Annotated in this window: 12 protein-coding genes; 5 read left to right on the top strand and 7 right to left on the bottom strand. The window is 73.7% G+C overall.

Features of this window, described 5'->3' with window-relative positions:
* Positions 1–45 precede the first annotated feature (45 nt).
* Entirely contained in the window at positions 46–1,470 is a 1,425-nt protein-coding gene (gene glnA / locus ACN27D_RS04755) for a type I glutamate--ammonia ligase (protein ID WP_013287749.1), read from the bottom strand.
* A gap of 129 nt (positions 1,471–1,599) precedes the next feature.
* Here glnA and ACN27D_RS04750 point away from each other — a divergent pair, with 129 nt between their 5' ends.
* Positions 1,600–2,055 carry an RDD family protein gene (locus ACN27D_RS04750; RefSeq protein ID WP_120568719.1) on the top strand — a complete coding sequence of 152 codons (456 nt, stop codon included), beginning with the start codon at positions 1,600–1,602 and terminating at the stop codon, positions 2,053–2,055.
* A gap of 61 nt (positions 2,056–2,116) precedes the next feature.
* Here the strand turns inward: ACN27D_RS04750 and ACN27D_RS04745 are convergent, their stop codons facing one another.
* On the bottom strand, positions 2,117–2,806 hold the full coding sequence (locus ACN27D_RS04745; protein WP_358172542.1) for a DUF4191 domain-containing protein: 690 nt from the start codon (positions 2,804–2,806) through the stop codon (positions 2,117–2,119).
* Between the two features lie 215 nt (positions 2,807–3,021).
* On the opposite strand from ACN27D_RS04745, the gene ACN27D_RS04740 reads away from it, so the two are divergent.
* Both ACN27D_RS04740 and ACN27D_RS04735 read left to right on the top strand, forming a co-directional pair.
* The gene (locus tag ACN27D_RS04740) at positions 3,022–3,192 is read left to right on the top strand and encodes a hypothetical protein (protein ID WP_162959008.1); all 171 of its coding nucleotides are present in this window, start codon (positions 3,022–3,024) and stop codon (positions 3,190–3,192) included.
* A complete protein-coding gene (locus ACN27D_RS04735) occupies positions 3,189–6,401 on the top strand; it encodes an ATP-binding protein (RefSeq protein WP_421498600.1) in 3,213 nt (1,070 codons plus the stop codon). The genes ACN27D_RS04740 and ACN27D_RS04735 overlap by 4 nt, the downstream gene beginning before the upstream one ends.
* Positions 6,402–6,433: 32 nt before the next feature.
* Here ACN27D_RS04735 and ACN27D_RS04730 read toward each other — a convergent pair whose 3' ends face one another.
* Positions 6,434–8,176: a DUF423 domain-containing protein gene (locus ACN27D_RS04730; protein ID WP_421498599.1), complete on the bottom strand. Its 1,743-nt coding sequence runs from the start codon at positions 8,174–8,176 to the stop codon at positions 6,434–6,436.
* Positions 8,177–8,236: 60 nt separating this feature from the next.
* Positions 8,237–9,283: a lipoyl synthase gene (gene lipA / locus ACN27D_RS04725; RefSeq protein ID WP_120568722.1), complete on the bottom strand. Its 1,047-nt coding sequence runs from the start codon at positions 9,281–9,283 to the stop codon at positions 8,237–8,239.
* Positions 9,284–9,638: 355 nt separating this feature from the next.
* Here lipA and aspS point away from each other — a divergent pair, with 355 nt between their 5' ends.
* Positions 9,639–10,925 carry an aspartate--tRNA(Asn) ligase gene (gene aspS, locus ACN27D_RS04720; RefSeq protein ID WP_421498598.1) on the top strand — a complete coding sequence of 429 codons (1,287 nt, stop codon included), beginning with the start codon at positions 9,639–9,641 and terminating at the stop codon, positions 10,923–10,925.
* A gap of 632 nt (positions 10,926–11,557) precedes the next feature.
* Here aspS and ACN27D_RS04715 read toward each other — a convergent pair.
* From ACN27D_RS04715 to ACN27D_RS04705, 3 genes are read right to left on the bottom strand one after another with little or no spacing between them, the layout of a single operon-like run.
* A complete protein-coding gene (locus ACN27D_RS04715; RefSeq protein WP_350816345.1) occupies positions 11,558–11,950 on the bottom strand; it encodes a VOC family protein in 393 nt (130 codons plus the stop codon).
* Positions 11,951–11,955: 5 nt separating this feature from the next.
* Positions 11,956–12,597, bottom strand: a complete 642-nt coding sequence (gene lipB, locus ACN27D_RS04710; protein WP_358172547.1) for a lipoyl(octanoyl) transferase LipB — start codon at positions 12,595–12,597, stop codon at positions 11,956–11,958.
* A 52-nt stretch (positions 12,598–12,649) separates the two neighbouring features.
* Complete coding sequence (locus tag ACN27D_RS04705) at positions 12,650–14,461, bottom strand: DUF2079 domain-containing protein (protein WP_421498597.1); 1,812 nt, start codon at positions 14,459–14,461, stop codon at positions 12,650–12,652.
* A 173-nt stretch (positions 14,462–14,634) separates the two neighbouring features.
* Between ACN27D_RS04705 and ACN27D_RS04700 the strand changes: the two genes are divergently transcribed.
* Entirely contained in the window at positions 14,635–15,876 is a 1,242-nt protein-coding gene (locus ACN27D_RS04700; RefSeq protein ID WP_421498596.1) for a PHB depolymerase family esterase, read from the top strand.
* The last annotated feature ends 4 nt before the right edge of the window (positions 15,877–15,880 follow it).

The raw sequence follows: 15,880 nt of genomic DNA, 5'->3' as shown, positions 1-15,880 counted from the left end.
GCTCCGCCATCGCGGAGCCGGCCCGGCCGGTGCTGACGTACGTGCTCAGCAGTCGAAGTACATCGCGAACTCGTGCGGGGTCGGGCGCAGACGCACCGGGTCGACCTCGTTGGCCCGCTTCCAGTCGACCCAGGTGGAGATCAGGTCCGGCGTGAACACGCCGCCGTCGAGCAGGTAGTCGTGGTCGGCCTCGAGCGCGTTGAGCACCTCCGGCAGCGAACCCGGCACCTGCTTCACGTCGCCCCACTCCTCCGGCGGGAGGTCGTAGAGGTCCTTGTCGATCGGGGCCGGCGGCTCGATCTTGTTCTTGATGCCGTCCAGGCCGGCCATCATCATGGCCGAGAACGCCAGGTACGGGTTGCTCGACGGGTCGGGCACCCGGAACTCGACGCGCTTGGCCTTCGGGTTGCTGCCGGTCACCGGGATGCGGGTGCAGGCGGAGCGGTTGCGCTGGGAGTAGACCAGGTTCACCGGCGCCTCGAAGCCCGGCACCAGACGACGGTAGGAGTTCACCGTCGGGTTGGTGAAGGCCAGCAGCGACGGAGCGTGGTGCAGGAGGCCGCCGATGTACCAGCGGGCGGTGTCGGACAGCCCGGCGTAGCCGGTCTCGTCGTAGAACAGCGGCTCGCCGCCGCGCCACAGGCTCTGGTGGGTGTGCATGCCGGAACCGTTGTCACCGAACAGCGGCTTCGGCATGAACGTCGCGGTCTTGCCGGCGGCCCAGGTCTCGTTCTTGACGATGTACTTGAACAGCTGGAGCTGGTCGGCGGCGTGCAGCAGCGTGGAGAACTTGTAGTTGATCTCCGACTGGCCGGCGGTGCCGACCTCGTGGTGCGACCGCTCGACGGTGAAGCCGCCGTCGACGAGGCGCCGCACGATCCGGTCACGCAGGTCGGCGTAGTGGTCCACCGGGGGCACCGGGAAGTAGCCGCCCTTGTAGGCGGTCTTGTAACCCCGGTTGCCGCCCTCCTCGATCCGGCCGCTGTTCCAGGCGCCCTCGATCGAGTCGATGTAGTAGAACGACTGGTGCGCGGAGGTCTCGTGGCGGATGGAGTCGAAGATGTAGAACTCCGCCTCGGCGCCGAAGTAGGCGGTGTCGGCGATGCCGCTGGCGGCGAGGTACGCCTCGGCCTTCTTCGCCACGTTGCGCGGGTCGCGGGAGTACGCCTCGCGGGTGAACGGGTCGTGGATGAAGAAGTTCAGCGCGAGCGTCTTCTGGGCCCGGAACGGGTCGATGAAGGCGGTGGCGACGTCCGGCAGCAGGAGCATGTCGGACTCGTGGATGGCCTGGAAGCCGCGGATCGAGGATCCGTCGAAGGCGAGGCCGTCGGTGAAGACGCTGTCGTCGAACGACTCGACCGGCAGGTTGAAGTGCTGCATCACGCCGGGCAGGTCACAGAAACGTACGTCGACGAACTTCACGTCCTCGTTGGCGAGGTATCGCAGGAGTTCCTCGGAATTGGCGAACACACGTCCTCCTGGCAGGTCCACTCCGGTAGCTGGCTACTGGCGACGCTATGGCCGGGGGGTTGCCCGGCCGTGTCTCGTCTGTTTCCGCCGTGTTACGTCGCTTGCGGAGCGTCATCCCGGCACGCTCTGATGCTGAATGTCGTATTTTTCGTCAGGGGTCGCGGCGGCGCTACCCTGGCCGCTGTGACCGATACCGCCGCCACACCGGTGCCGCCCGCCACCGACCCCGCCTTCACCCCGCCCAGCCTCGGCCGCCGCTTCGGCGCCCTGATCATCGACTGGGTGCTGTGCCTGATGGTCGCCCGGGCCTTCTCCGACCCGGTCCGCGACGGCTGGCCGCCGGTCCTGGTGCTGATCCTGGAGTACGGCTTCTTCATCGGCCTGTTCGCCCAGACCCCCGGCATGTTCCTGACCCGGCTGCGCTGCGTGTCCTGGGCCGACGGCGGCCGGATCGGGCTGCTCCGGGGCCTGCTGCGCGGCCTCCTGCTGGCCCTCGTGGTGCCGGCCCTGCTCATGGACGAGCACCGGCGGGGCCTGCACGACCGGCTCTCCGGGTCGGTCGTCACCGACGCCCCGCGCCGCTGACCCGCACGACGAAGGAGCCGGCCCCGCACGGGACCGGCTCCTTCTTCGCGTACGCCGGAGGTCAGCGACCCCGGGTCTGCCGGAACGCGCCGCGCGCCGGCCGCATGTTCTTCGGGATCGCGCCCTTGGGCATCTGCGGCCGCGCGGTGAGCGCCTTGAGCCGCTTGTCGAGCGCGTTGACGTCCTTGGGGGACAGGGCGCGGGGCAGCCGCATCAGCGTCATCCGCAGCTTGCGGACCGGCAGCTCACCCTCGCCCTGCCCGATCACGTAGTCGTGCAGCGGAGCGGTGCCGATCACCTTCGCCAGGCGGCGCTTCTCCTGGCCGAGCAGGCCGCGTACGCGCTGCGGGTTGCCCTCGGCCAGCAGGATCACGCCCTGCCGGCCCACCACCAGGTGCACCATGTCCATCTGCGTGGTGGAGCTGACCGCCGGGGTGACCCGCCAGTCGCCGCGCATGCTCTCCATGATCTGCGCCGCCGCGCCCGGCTGCCCCTCGGCGGCGTTCATCATCGCCTTGTTGGACCGCAGGTTGAGCACGATCAGCACGGCGAGCAGGGCGAGCAGGATGCCGACCGGCAGCCAGATCCAGCTCCAGGCGATCACCGCGACCACGGTGAGCGCGAGCGGGATCAGCACCGCCGCCGCGGTCAGCGGCGCGAACCACTTGTCCTGCTTGGCGGTGAACCGGAACACCATCCCGATCTGCTTCAGCCGCTGGCCGAACGAGACCTTCTCCTGGGGCTTTGCCATACCGCAGAGTCTAGTGGTCGGCGCACATCACGTTGATCCGTGGCCGCCTCTTCCGCCGAGGGCTGAGTACCTTACCGCCGTGCCGGCCCGAACCGGCCCGCCGGTAAGGAGGCCGGGCGGGCGAAGATCAGGCGGCGTACCCATGCCCCGGGGGCACCTTCGCGCGGAGAGTCGATCTCGACAGGGAACGACACCGCACGACAAGGGAGATCGAGATGTTCGGCAACGACGCGGACTTCATCCTCAGCATCCACCGCAGCCACGCCTCCGAGTTGCAGGCCGACGCCGCACAGGACCGGCTCGCCCGGTCGCTGCCACGGCGGCACCCGCGCGGCTGGCTCAGCCGCCGGCAGCACAACGCCCGCACCACCGACGCCCGCCGGTGACCGCACCGGCGGCCGTCGCCGGACTCGCCGGTCCGGCCGTCCCCGGGATCGTGGGCGCGGCCGGTGCCGCAGGGCAGTTCGCCGGTCCGGCCGTCCCCGGGATCGTGGGCGCGGCCGGTGCCGCAGGGGAGTTCGCTGGTCCGGCCGTCCCCGGGATCTTGGGCGCGGCCGGTGCCGCAGGGCAGTTCGCCGGTCCGGCCGTCACGGGGGCGGCCGGACCGGCAGCGACGCGCGGCCCGATCGGCCCGGTCGGGCCGTCGGGGGCGCGTGGCATGCTCGACGGCGTGACCGTACGCGCCGCCAGCACCGTCCTCGTCGGCCGCCGGACCGAGCTGACCGCGCTCGGCGACGCGCTGGCCCGGTCCCGGTCCGGCGAGCCGGCGACGGTGCTCGTCGGCGGCGAGGCGGGTGTCGGCAAGACCCGGCTGCTGGAGGAGTTCGGCACGCAGGTGGACGCGGCCGGCGCGCGGCTGCTCGTCGGCCAGTGCCTGGAGCTGGGCGAGGCCGGCCTGCCGTTCGCCCCGTTCGCCGCCGCGCTGCGCGACGTGCTGCGCCACGACGGGCCGGCCGCCTTCGCCGGCTACGAGGCGGAGTTCGCCCGGCTGCTGCCGGAACTCGCCCGGATGCCCGCAGGTGTCGCCGCGCCCGCCGGGCCGGCGCTCGCCGACACCCCGCGTGGCTACCTGTTCGACCTGGTCGCCGACCTGTTCCGGCGGATCGCCGAGGAACGCCCGCTGGTGCTGGTGATCGAGGACCTGCACTGGGCCGACCGGTCCACCCGGGATCTGATCGGCTTCCTGGTGCGGGCCGCCCGCGCCACCCGCCTGCTGGTCGTCTGCACGTACCGCACGGACGAGCTGCACCGCGGGCACCCGCTGCGGCCGTTCCTCGCCGAGCTGGACCGGGTCCGCGGCGTGGACCGGATCGAGCTGGGCCGTCTCGACCGCGACGGCACCGCCGCGGTGCTGGCCGACCTGCTCGGCACCGAGCAGTACGCCCGGACCGTCGACGACGTGCACGAACGCACCCAGGGCAATCCGTTCTTCATCGAGGAGCTGGCCGCCGCCGGCGGCCCGGTCGGCTGCGCGGCCATCCCGGAGACGCTGCGCGACCTGCTGCTGGCCCGCGTCGACCGGCTGCCCGAGCCGGCCCAGCGGGTGCTGCGGATCGCCGCCGCCGGGGGCACCCGCTTCGCCCACCAACTGCTCGCCGAGGTGGCCGGCCTGCCCGAGGCCGAACTGGAGGACGCGCTGCGCGCCGCCGTCGCCGGGCAGCTCGTGGTGGCCGACCCGGACGGCGACTACGAGTTCCGGCACGCGCTGGTCCGCGAGGCCGTGCACGACGACCTGCTGCCCGGCGAGCACGCGCGGCTGCACGCCCGGTACGCCGCCGCGATCGAGGCCCAACCCCACCTGGTCGCCGCCGGTCGCGCGCCGGCCGAGATCGCCCACCACTGGTACGCCGCGCACGACCACCCGCGCGCGCTCACCGCCGCCCTGGTCGCCGCCGAGGCGGCGGCCGAACGGTACGCGTACGCGGAGCAGAGCCGCCTGCTGGAGCGCGTCCTCGAACTGTGGGAGCAGGTGCCCGACGCCGCCGACCGGCTCGGCATGGACCACCTGCGGGTGCTGGAGGATACGCTCACCGCCGCGGTCACCGCCGGTGACCTCAGCCGGGCGCTCACGCTCACCCGGGCCGCGCTCGCCGAGGTCGACCCCGGCGCCGAACCGCTGCGCGCCGCCCGCCTGCTCGACCATCGCGGCCGGCTGTTCGCGCTGCTCGGCAAGAGCGACGGCGCGGCCGAGCTGCGCGAGGCGTACCGGCTGGCGGCCGGCGCCCCCGACGGCCCGGAACGGTTCGCCGTGCTGGCCGACATCGCGTCGCACCTGATGAAGGTCGACCCCCGCGAGGCCGCCTCGGTCGCCGCCGAAGCCGCGGCCGGCGCGTCCGAGGTCGGCACCGACCTGGTGCTGCTGCCCACCCGGATCGCCCTGCTGCACCGCCTCGACGGCACCCCGGAGCGCGGGCTGGCCGAGCTGCGCGGGGTCGAGGCGCGGGCCCGCGCCGCCGGTGACTCGTGGGCCCTGGTCAGTGCGCTGGTCTTCCTCTCCGACGTGCTCTACGAACTGGGCCGCTACGACGAGTCCGAACAGGCGGCCGCGGCCGGGGTGAGCGAGGCGCGCCGGGTCGGCATCAGCCGCTCGATCGGGGCGTACCTGCTGTCGAACCGGGCCGAGGCGCTGATCGCGCTGGGCCGCTGGGACGAGGCGGACGCCACCTGCGCCGAGGCGGCCCGGATCGACCCGCCCGGCGTGTCCGGGCTGCACTGGCTGCAACTGCGCGCCGGGCTCCACCTGGCCCGCGCCCATCCCGGCGCCGACGAGGTCGTCGGGCGGGCGCTGGCGTTCCTCAGCCGGCCCTACCTCTGGCCGAACCACCGGCTGCCGCTGCACGAGCTGCGCGTGGAGGCCGCGCTCGCCGCCGACGACAAGCTGGAGGCGGTACGCGCGGCGCGCGCCGCCCTGGCCGACGCGCACCTGGCCGACCTGCCGCGTGAGGGCTGGCCGCTGCTGAACGCGCTGGCGCGTACCGCCGCCGTGATCGGGGACGCGACGCTCGCCGCCGAGGTGTCGGCGGTGGCCGCCGCGCTGCCCGCCCGGCACCCGGCCGAGCACGCCCACGCGGCCCACGTCACCGCCGTCCTGACCGGGCTCGGCCCCGCCGCTCCCGCCGAGGCGCTCGCCGCGTGGCGGGAGGCCGTGGCGGCGTGGCGGGCGGCCGGGCAGCCGTACCCGCTGGGCCGGACGCTGCTCGGGCTGGCCGAGGCGGCCGCGGCGGCGGGCGAGCGGGACGAGGTCGCCGCCGCAATACGGGAGACGGCCGAACTGGCCGCCCGGCTGGGCGCCACCCCGCTGGGCGAGCAGGCGGCGACGCTGGCCCGCCGGGTCGGGCTGCGGGGCACCGGGCGACCCGGGCCGGACCTGCTGACCAGCCGGGAGCAGGAGGTGCTGCGACTGGTCGCCGAGGGGCACAGCAACAGCCGGATCGCCGAGCGGCTGTTCATCTCGCCGAAGACGGCGAGTGTGCACGTGTCCCGGATCATCGCCAAGCTCGACGTGACCAACCGGGTCGAGGCCGCCGCGCTGGCCCACCGCCTCGGCCTGCTCGACGCTTCGCCACCCGCCCCGGCACAGCGCCGCGCCCGGTAGCGCGCCGCGTCCGGTAGCGCGCCGCGTCCGCGTCAGCGGCGCGGCAGGTAGATCCGCCAGCCGGCCACCGTGACCACGTCGAGCGCGCCGGATTCGGTGCCGAGGCGTTCGTCCAGCCGTGCGGCCAGCGGCGAGCCGGCCGGCGCCACCCACGCCGCGCCCGGGTCGGCGGCCACCTCCCGCCGGTACGCGGGCAGCCGGTCGAAACCCGGGGTCAGGTCGTCGTCGACCACGGCACAGACCACGTTCTCGCCGGTGGCGTAGGTGAGCCGGTTGCACGTCCAGTAGCCGCCGCGGACGTTCCGGACGTCGAGCGCGCCGAGCGTGTCCACGAGCGACCGGTGCCGGTCCGCCTCGGCGTGCACGTCGGGCGCCGCACGGATCACGTCCACAGTGGCCGACGCGCCGGTGCCGAGTACACCCGCGAGCACTGCCACCGCCCCGACGCCCGCCGCCCGGGCCTTCGGCCCGGCCGTCCGCCCGCCGGTCGCCTTGGTCGACTCCACCTCGGGGAGATGGCCGTATCCGCCCCCCTCCGATGCAGCCACCTCGGCGAGCTGGCGTTGGGTGAGCGGGTCGGATGCCGCCACCTCGGCGAGCCGGCGCGGCCTGGCGAGCGGGCGGGCGGCCTGCCACAGTGGCCAGAGCAGGGCGGGCACGGCGACCGCCAGGCACGACAGGTAACGACTGCTCTCGATCGGCGTCTGCCCGGCCGCGTTGCTCACCGCGTACGCGGCCAGCACGCCCGCCGCGCCGCCGAGCAGCGCCAGCCGCACCCCGGCCGACACCCGCACCGCCGAACCCGGACGGCCGGAAGCGCGGCGCAGGGTGTGCCACGCGGTGAGCGCGGCGAGCACCAGCAGCACCGGGAACGCGACGGCCCACCAGAGCTGCCAGGTGGCACACCGGCCGGGTGAGCAGAAGCCCATCGCCAGCGGTGGCCCGAGGACCAGCGCGCCGTGCAGCCGGTCCGCCCAGTCCGCAGCGGTGCCGGAGCCACCCGCGGCCAGCACCGCGGTCACCGGGTTGCGACCGTGCCGGATGCTGTCCACCAGCATCGGGGCCGCGCCCAGCAGCAGCGCGCCGGCCAGCACCAGCCCGGCCAGGCCGGCCAGTTCCCGCCGGCGCCGCGCCACGAGCAGCACGCCGAGCGTCAGCACGTACGGCAGGATCAGCGGGTCCACCCAGAGCAGCACCCCGGAGATCAGTCCCCACGCCGCCCAGCGGGGCAGTCGCGCGCCCGGCCCGCTCACGCAGAGCCCGACCGTGAGCAGCGCCAGCGCCGCACCGGCCGGGTTCAGCTCCGGATAGCCGCCACCGGCGATGAGCTGGTTCTTCACCACCCGGTCCGCGCCGAGCGCCAGCACGGCGACGACGAGCAGGGTGTACCAGCGGTCACCACCGAGCCGCCGGGTCAGCCGCCAGGACAGCAGCAGGAACAACGCGTACAACGCGAGCGTGGGCAGCCGCAGCACGAGCACCGACGGCCCGGCGAGCGCGACCAGCGGCGCGGCCAGGTACGCCTCCAGCGTGCCCATGTACGCCTGGCCGTAGAACCAGACCGGGAAGCCCTCACCGCGGGCGATGTGCAGGGCGGCCAGCCCCATCGTCGCCTCGTCGCTGTTGGTGGGCGGCACGTCGGCGAACAGCAGCGCCAGCCGATAGCCCACCCCGGCGAACCCGACGAGCAGGGCGAGCAGCGTCGGCAACGGCAGCCGCCGGGGCGTACGAGGGCGCACGGCTTCGCGTGGCTCCTCGCGTACCCCGGCGGTCATGCCTGTGATCATGGCATCCGGCGGGCGGCCGGCGGCGGGTGACGCGGTGGTCGGCCGGCCTCAGCCGGCGACGGTGACCTCCCGTCGGGCGTCGAGCGCCTGCTGGTAGAGACGGCCCGCACGGTACGACGAGCGGACCAGCGGGCCGCTCATCACGCCCGCGAAGCCGATCTCCTCGGCCTCCTCACGCAGCTCGACGAACTCCTCCGGCTTGACCCAGCGGGTCACCGGGTGGTGCCGGGGGGAGGGACGCAGGTACTGCGTGATGGTGATCAGCTCGCAGCCCGCCTCGTGCAGGTCGCGCAGCGCCTGGGACACCTCGGCGCGCTCCTCGCCCATGCCGAGGATCAGGTTGCTCTTGGTGACCAGGCCGTCGGCCCGCGCCTGGCGGATCACGTCCAGCGAACGCTCGTAGCGGAACGCCGGGCGGATCCGCTTGAAGATGCGCGGCACGGTCTCCACGTTGTGGGCCAGCACCTCGGGCCGCGAGCCGAAGACCTCGGCGAGCTGCTCGGGCACCGCGTTGAAGTCGGGGATGAGCAGCTCGACGCCGCAGCCGGACTGAAGCGCGTGGATCTGCCGGACCGTCTCGGCGTAGAGCCATGCCCCGCCGTCGGGCAGGTCGTCGCGGGCGACACCGGTGATGGTCGCGTAGCGCAGGCCCATGGCGGCGACCGACTCGGCGACGCGCCGCGGCTCGTCGGCGTCGAACTCGGCCGGCTTGCCGGTGTCGATCTGGCAGAAGTCGCAGCGCCGGGTGCACTGGTCACCACCGATGAGGAACGTGGCCTCCCGGTCCTCCCAGCACTCGTAGATGTTGGGGCAGCCGGCCTCCTGGCACACGGTGTGCAGCCCTTCGCGCGAGACGAGCCCGCGCAACTGGGTGTACTCCGGGCCCATCTTGGCCTTGACCTTGATCCACGGCGGCTTGCGCTCGATCGGCGTCTCGGCGTTGCGCGCCTCGATCCGCAGCATCCGCCGCCCCTCCGGGGCGACAGTCGCGGTGCGCGCTGGCTGCTCAGTCGTCGGCGCGGATTGCTCGATCGTCACAAAACCGAGCGTACGCCGGTCGGCGCCGGTCGATGAACGGCGGGCGACGGCCGTCACGCCGGAATCGCTGTGACACCGGACACCAGGGGCGAAAAAACCCGGTCACAGCGTGGCGCGGGTGGTGCTAGCGTGCCGGGCAGAGCTGTGACGGAGCCGAGTAACGGACCGATCCGCCAGTCGAGAGAGCCGCCGGTTGCTGCGAGGCGGTCTGGCGCCGGCCCGTGAAGACCCTCCCGAGCTGCGGGAAGAACGGCGCCGTGCGCCCAGTAGAGCCCGCCCGGCCGGCCCCGGTGAAAAGGCGACGAACGAGGCCCCCGCCCGGCGGGGGCGAAGGTGTGGTGGCACCGCGAGGTTCCCGCTCGCCCACACCTCCCTGGGGATCGCGTTGCGATTGGTCAAGGAGGTAGTCGTCGTGCAACGCATCCTGTCCGCAGAACTCCCAGCCCATGTGGGCGCCACCGTGCGACTCGCCGGCTGGGTCCACCGCCGCCGGCTGCTCAAGTCGGTGGCCTTCCTGATCCTCCGCGACGCCGCCGGGCTCGCCCAGGTGGTGGTCGCCGCGCCCGCCGTGCGCGAGCAGGTCGAGGCGCTCACCGAGGAGACGGTCGTCGAGGTGGTCGGCACCGTGGTCGCGAACCCCACCGCGCCCGCCGGGGTCGAGGTCGTCGAGCCGACGGTACGTCCGCTCGGGCCGCCCGCCGTCCCGCCCCCGTTCGACCTGTACCGGCCGGTGCTCACCGCCACCCTGCCCACCCAGCTCGACAACGCGCCGACCGCACTGCGGCACCCGAGCCGGTCCGCCGCGCTGCGGATCTCGGCGGCGGCCGTGTCCGGCTTCCGGGCCACGCTCGACGGGCAGGGCTTCGTCGAGGTGCACACGCCGAAGGTGGTCGCCTCGTCCACCGAGAGCGGGGCCAACGTGTTCGCGCTGGACTGGTTCGGGCGGCCCGCCTACCTGGCCCAGTCGCCGCAGTTCTACAAGCAGCTCATGGTCGGTGTCTTCGAGCGGGTCTACGAGGTGGGGCCGGTGTTCCGCGCCGAGCCGCACGACACGGTGCGCCACCTGGCCCAGTACACGTCGCTCGACGTCGAGCTGGGTTTCGTGACCGACCACCGGGACGTGATGGCCGTGCTGCGCGGCACCCTGGCCGGGATGATGGCGACAGTCGCCGAGCGGGCCGGCGGCGCGCTGGCCACGCTCGGCGTGACGACGCCGGAGGTGCCGGCCGAGATCCCGGCGGTGCACTTCACCGACGCGCTGAAGATCGCCGGAGCGCCGGCCGACGAACCCGACCTGGCCCCGGCGCACGAGCGGGCGCTGGGGGAGTGGGCACTCCGCGAGCACGGCAGCGACTTCCTCTTCGTCACCGGCTATCCGATGGCGAAGCGCCCGTTCTACACCCATCCGGACCCGGCCCGGCCCGCGTACTCGAACGGTTTCGACCTGCTGTTCCGGGGCGTGGAGCTGGTGACCGGCGGGCAGCGGCTGCACCGGCACGTCGACTACCTGGCTGCCCTGGCGGCGCGCGGCGAGCCGGTCGAGCCGTACGCCGGGTACGTGGACGCGTTCCGGCACGGCATGCCGCCGCACGGCGGTTTCGCGATCGGGCTGGAGCGGTTCGTCGCGCGGCTCACCGGCGCGGCGAACGTCCGCGAGGTGACCGCCTTCCCGCGCGACCTGCACCGCCTCACGCCCTGACGGCCGCGGGCCGGCGCGGCTTGCGCCGTGCCGGCCCGCGGCGGCGGCTTCCTCTCGGCCGGTCCGGGTCCGGGTCCCGGTCCCCGCCCGGTCCCGGTGGCGGGGCGCGGGCTCGCCGGAGCAGTCGGTCGAGCCGCCGGCCTCCGCACCGGCTCGGATCGGTCACAGAGGGTGATGAAAGGTCGCACAGGCTTGCAGTCACGCTCGGTGATGGGGCATCCGAAGTCGTCGAGATGCCCTTTGCGGCGGCGAATCGCGCTGAGCAGGGGTTATGGCGAACGACCCGCGAGCGGAAGGGAATGGTCTCTGCGCACTTTGCTCTGCAGCCACGGGCGCACCGATCGACCGGGAGTGACCGTTGCGGATCCGGCTGCAGAGCAAAGTCGGCGAGAGGTCACATGCCGCAGGCGCGCGCCCTGTCACTTACCGTTACCGATGGCGAGGTGGCCCTGGGCGGGCGGCGACCCGGGACTGGTCGGCCACCGCACACCGAGCGATGCGCGGCGGCCGGGGGCGGGACCACGCGGACGGGCCAGGCCGGGAGGTCAGGCGGGGCGGCGCGAGCGCGGCGAGCCGAAAGGCAAAGGGCGAGGGTCGAGGGTCGAGGGGCGAGGAGGGGAAAAAGGGAGCGGTCAGGCCGGGCCGAGCAGGTCCCAGGGGTTGCCGGCGATGTCGCGGAAGACCGCGACCCGGCCGTACGGCTCGGTGCGGGGCGGGCGGACGAACTCGACGCCCGCGTCGACCATCCGCCGATACACCGCCTCGAAGTCGTCGACCTGGAGGAAGAAGCCCACCCGGCCGTGGGTCTGGTCGCCCACGGCACCGGATTGGTGTTCGCCGTCGGCGCGGGCCAGCAGCAGGCCGGTGCCGCCGCCCGGTGGGCGTACCACCACCCAGCGCTTGGGCCGGCCGTCGTTGGTCAGCGACGGGCTGTCCTCCGCCAGCTCGAACCCGAGCACCTCGGTGAAGAACGCGATGGCCGGGTCGTACTCGGCCACGACGAGCGTGACCAGGTCGAGCCGCACCGGGCTCAGACCTGCGTCAGCGTCGGCAGGTGCCGCTCGACCACCGGCAGCACGTCGGCGACGGTGATCGGCCGGCCCAGCTCGGCGGTCAGCGAGGTGACCCCGGCGTCACGGATGCCGCAGGGCACGATCCGGTCGAAGAAGCCCAGGTCGCAGTCGCAGTTGATGGAGAAGCCGTGCAGCGTGACGCCACGGGCCACCCGGATGCCGATGGCGGCCACCTTGCGGGCCGGGCCCCGGCCGTCCTCCGGCACCCACACGCCGCTGCGCCCCTCGACCCGGCCGGCGGCCAGCCCGAACTCGGCGCAGACGTCGATCAGCAGCTGCTCGGTGCGCCGGACGTACGCGACCACGTCGACCGGGTCGGGCAGCCGGACGATCGGGTAGCCGACGAGCTGCCCCGGACCGTGCCAGGTGATCTTGCCGCCGCGGTCCACGTCCACCACCGGGGTGCCGTCCATCGGCCGGTCCCACGGCTCGGTGCGCTTGCCGGCGGTGTAGACGCTGGGGTGCTCCAGCAGCAGCACGGTGTCGCCCTGCTCGCCGGCCACCACCGCCTCGTGCAGCCGGCGCTGCTCGTCCCAGGCGGCCTGGTAGTCGAGCAGGCCGGCGCGGACGGCGGTCAGCCCGGAAGTCGTCACGCTCACCCGTCCAGCCTAGTCCCGCCCTCCGGCAACCGGACCCGTGAGCCTCGTCGCGTCAGTCCGGCACCCGCCACAGCCAGACGTCCTCCACCCGCTCGGGCGGGCCGAGCAGCGCGGTGGCGGTGCGCCGCAGCGCCTCCTCGTCGACGTCGAACTTGGCACCGTGCACCCGGTCCGGCAGCACCACCGCCTGCACCCCCCAGTAGCGCAGGTCCGCCCGGGACTCGCGGATGCTGCCGTCGGTGATGATCGGCACCAGCCCGGTCCGGCCGGCCTGGTCCATCAGCGAGTCGAAGGTGCGCGGCACCGGGCCGATCCGGCCCCGGCCCTCCGGGCCGCCCGGCCCGAGGAAGAACCCGGACGGGATCCGGAACTCGCCCTGCCGGTTCGCCAGCGCGTACGCCTGCCAGCGCTGCCCGTCCGGGTAGACGTCAACGGTCAGCGGCAGCGGGGTCAGCACCCCGTCGGGCGGGACGTAGCGCTGCCAGGCGCCACTGGTGATGAACTGCGGAATCGGCTCGCGGACGCTGGTGAGCAGCGGCGTCGGCACGAGCGGCAGCAGCGCGGCGACGAAGCCGAGCGTCCAGGCGAGCCCGCTCACCCGGTGTCGTGGCGGCCGGGCCCGCAGCGTGTCGATCGCGTACGCCAGCAGCAGGCCGATGACCGGCGCTACGACGAGGGCCAGCCGGGACGGCAGCGCCGCGTTGATCACCGGCAGGTTGTCCAGCACCCCGAACGGCAGCGTCTGGTCGAAGCGGCGGCCGTTCCACTTCACCGTCGGCCCCCACGACAGCACCGCGAAGACCACGGCGGTCACCCCGAGCGCCGCGAGCGTGGCCCGGAACGCCCGGTCCGCGCGCCACCACAGCAGCGCGAAGCAGGCGACCGCGAGCAGGAGCAGCGGTACGCCGAAGAACGAGTTCTCCTCCGTCGGGTTGGGAGCCAGCGAGGTGCCCCACCCGGCCCAGCCGGCCAGCGACCGGCGCGGGTACGACCCGTACGCTGCGATGTCCTCGGAGTGGATCAGCGGGTCGAACCCGGTGCCGTGGAACCGTTGCGGTCCGAGGAAATGCAGCCAGAGCGGGTACGCCAGCAGTGCCCCGGCGACGAGCGCTGTCACGCCCAGCCCGGCCGCCATCCGGGGCAGCGCAGCACGCACCTCGGACCGGCGGGCCGGGTGCAGCGCCCACACCGCGAGGAACACGCCGAGCGCCAGTGCGGTGAAGAAGAGCCCTTCGGCGGCGATCGAGAACGCGACCGCGACCAGCAGGCCGAGCACGATCCCGCCGGTGACCGCCCGCCCGGGACGCCGCAGCCGGAACACGCCCCAGATGAGCAGCGGCACCAGCCAGCCGGCGGTCCAGTTCAGGTGCGCGTTCGCGTGCGACACCATCGCCGGGCAGAAGGCGATGAACAGCGCGCCCACACCGGCGGCCAGCCGGCTGCCGACCAGGTGCCGGCTGAGCAGCCAGTACCAGGCGACAGCCGTCGCGGCCAGGTTGAGCGTGAGGATCACCAGGAACGTCGCGGGCGGCCCGATCAGGTACGTCAGCGGCGCGAAGACCGCCGCGTACACGGTGATCGAGGTGTTGACCGCGAGGTTCACCCCGTCCGGGACGTTGATCAACGTGGTGAACAGCGGGTTCTGCCCGTGTGTCAGCGCGTGCCCGCCGAACGCCAGCAGCCACTCGAACAGCGCCTGGTCGCTGGAGTTGACGGTGATCGCTCGGCTGTTGGGATCCCGCCACAGGCCACTCGTCACCCAGAGGGCCAGGGCCAGCGCGGCGAGCGTGACCAGCAGGTCGGCGCGCCGGTCGCGGACGCGTGTCGGCGCCGGGCCGGCGGCCGGGGACGGGGAGGAGGGCACGCAGCGGACGTTACCAACCGGACCTGGGCAGACCGCCCGGACACGGAACTCGCCGCACACTTCGGTGGTCGTGAATGTGTGAGTGGCGGCCATTCCGGTGTGACGAAACGCGGCCGTAACGTCGCGGCAACCCGGAGGTGACTCAGTTCACATTCCACGATCGGGAGGTCCCCGTGCCCCGCTCCTCATCCCTCATCGCCCGCGTCGCCGGGGCGGCGGCCGGGGTCGTGCTGGCCGCGGCCACCGCGCTGGTCGCCGCCCTCCCCGCCCAGGCCGCCTCGCTGACCCAGGTCACCGGGTTCGGCTCCAACCCCGGCAACCTGGCCATGTACGCGTACCGCCCGGACGGCCTGCCCGCCGGCGCGCCCGCCGTGGTGCTGCTGCACGGCTGCGTGCAGAACGCCTCCACGTACGTCGCCAACTCCGGCTGGCAGAAGTACGCCGACCAGTGGAAGTTCACGCTCATCGCGCCGCAGCAGCCCAGCGGCAACAACGCCAACTCCTGCTTCAACTGGTTCGAGACCGGTGACACCGCACGCGGACAGGGCGAGGCGCTGTCGATCAAGCAGATGGTCGACTACGCCAAGAGCACCTACGGCACCGACGGCGCCCGCGTCTACGTCAGCGGCCTCTCCGCAGGCGGGGCGATGAGCGCGGCCATGCTCGCCGCCTACCCGGACGTCTTCGCCGGCGGCTCGATCGTCGCCGGCATCCCGTACCGCTGCGCCACCAGCACCGTCACCGCGTTCAGCTGCATGAACCCGGGCGTGGACAAGACCCCGGCGCAGTGGGGCGACCTGGTCCGCGGCGCGTACCCCGGCTACTCCGGCAAGCGCCCCCGCGTGGCGATCTGGCACGGCACCAGCGACACCACTGTGGCGACCGCGAACGCCGCCGAGTCGCGGGACCAGTGGACGAACGTGCTGGGCGTGCCGGCCACCCCGACCAGCACGTCCACGCTGCCGGCCGGCACCAGCCTGGAGGTCTACGGCAGCGACCAGGTCCGCCTCTACCGGGTCTCCGGGATGGGCCACGGCACCCCCGTCGACCCGGGTACGGGCGCGGACCAGTGCGGCACCGCCGGGGCGTACTTCCTGGACACCATCTGTTCGACGTACCGGGACGCGGTCTTCTTCGGGCTCGGCGGTGGCGGCGCCTCGCCGAGCCCGACCCCGACGGCGACCGCGTCGCCCAGGCCGACCGCCTCGCCCACGCCCACCGCCTCGCCCAGCCCGACCAGTGCGCCGGTCTGCGTCACCGCCAGCAACTACGCGCACGTGGTGGCCGGCCGGGCCTACCAGTCCGGCGGGTACGCCTACGCGCTCGGCAGCGGGCAGCGGATGGGCCTCTACAACACCTTCTACACGAGCACGCTGAAGCAGACCGGGCCCGCGTACTGGGTGATCGGCTGCTGATCCG

The organism is Micromonospora sp. WMMD1274 (genome assembly GCF_049179035.1).
GTDB lineage: Bacteria > Actinomycetota > Actinomycetes > Mycobacteriales > Micromonosporaceae > Micromonospora > Micromonospora tulbaghiae.
Note: the sequence above shows the minus strand (reverse complement) of the source record. Positions and strands in the feature narration are given on the sequence as shown.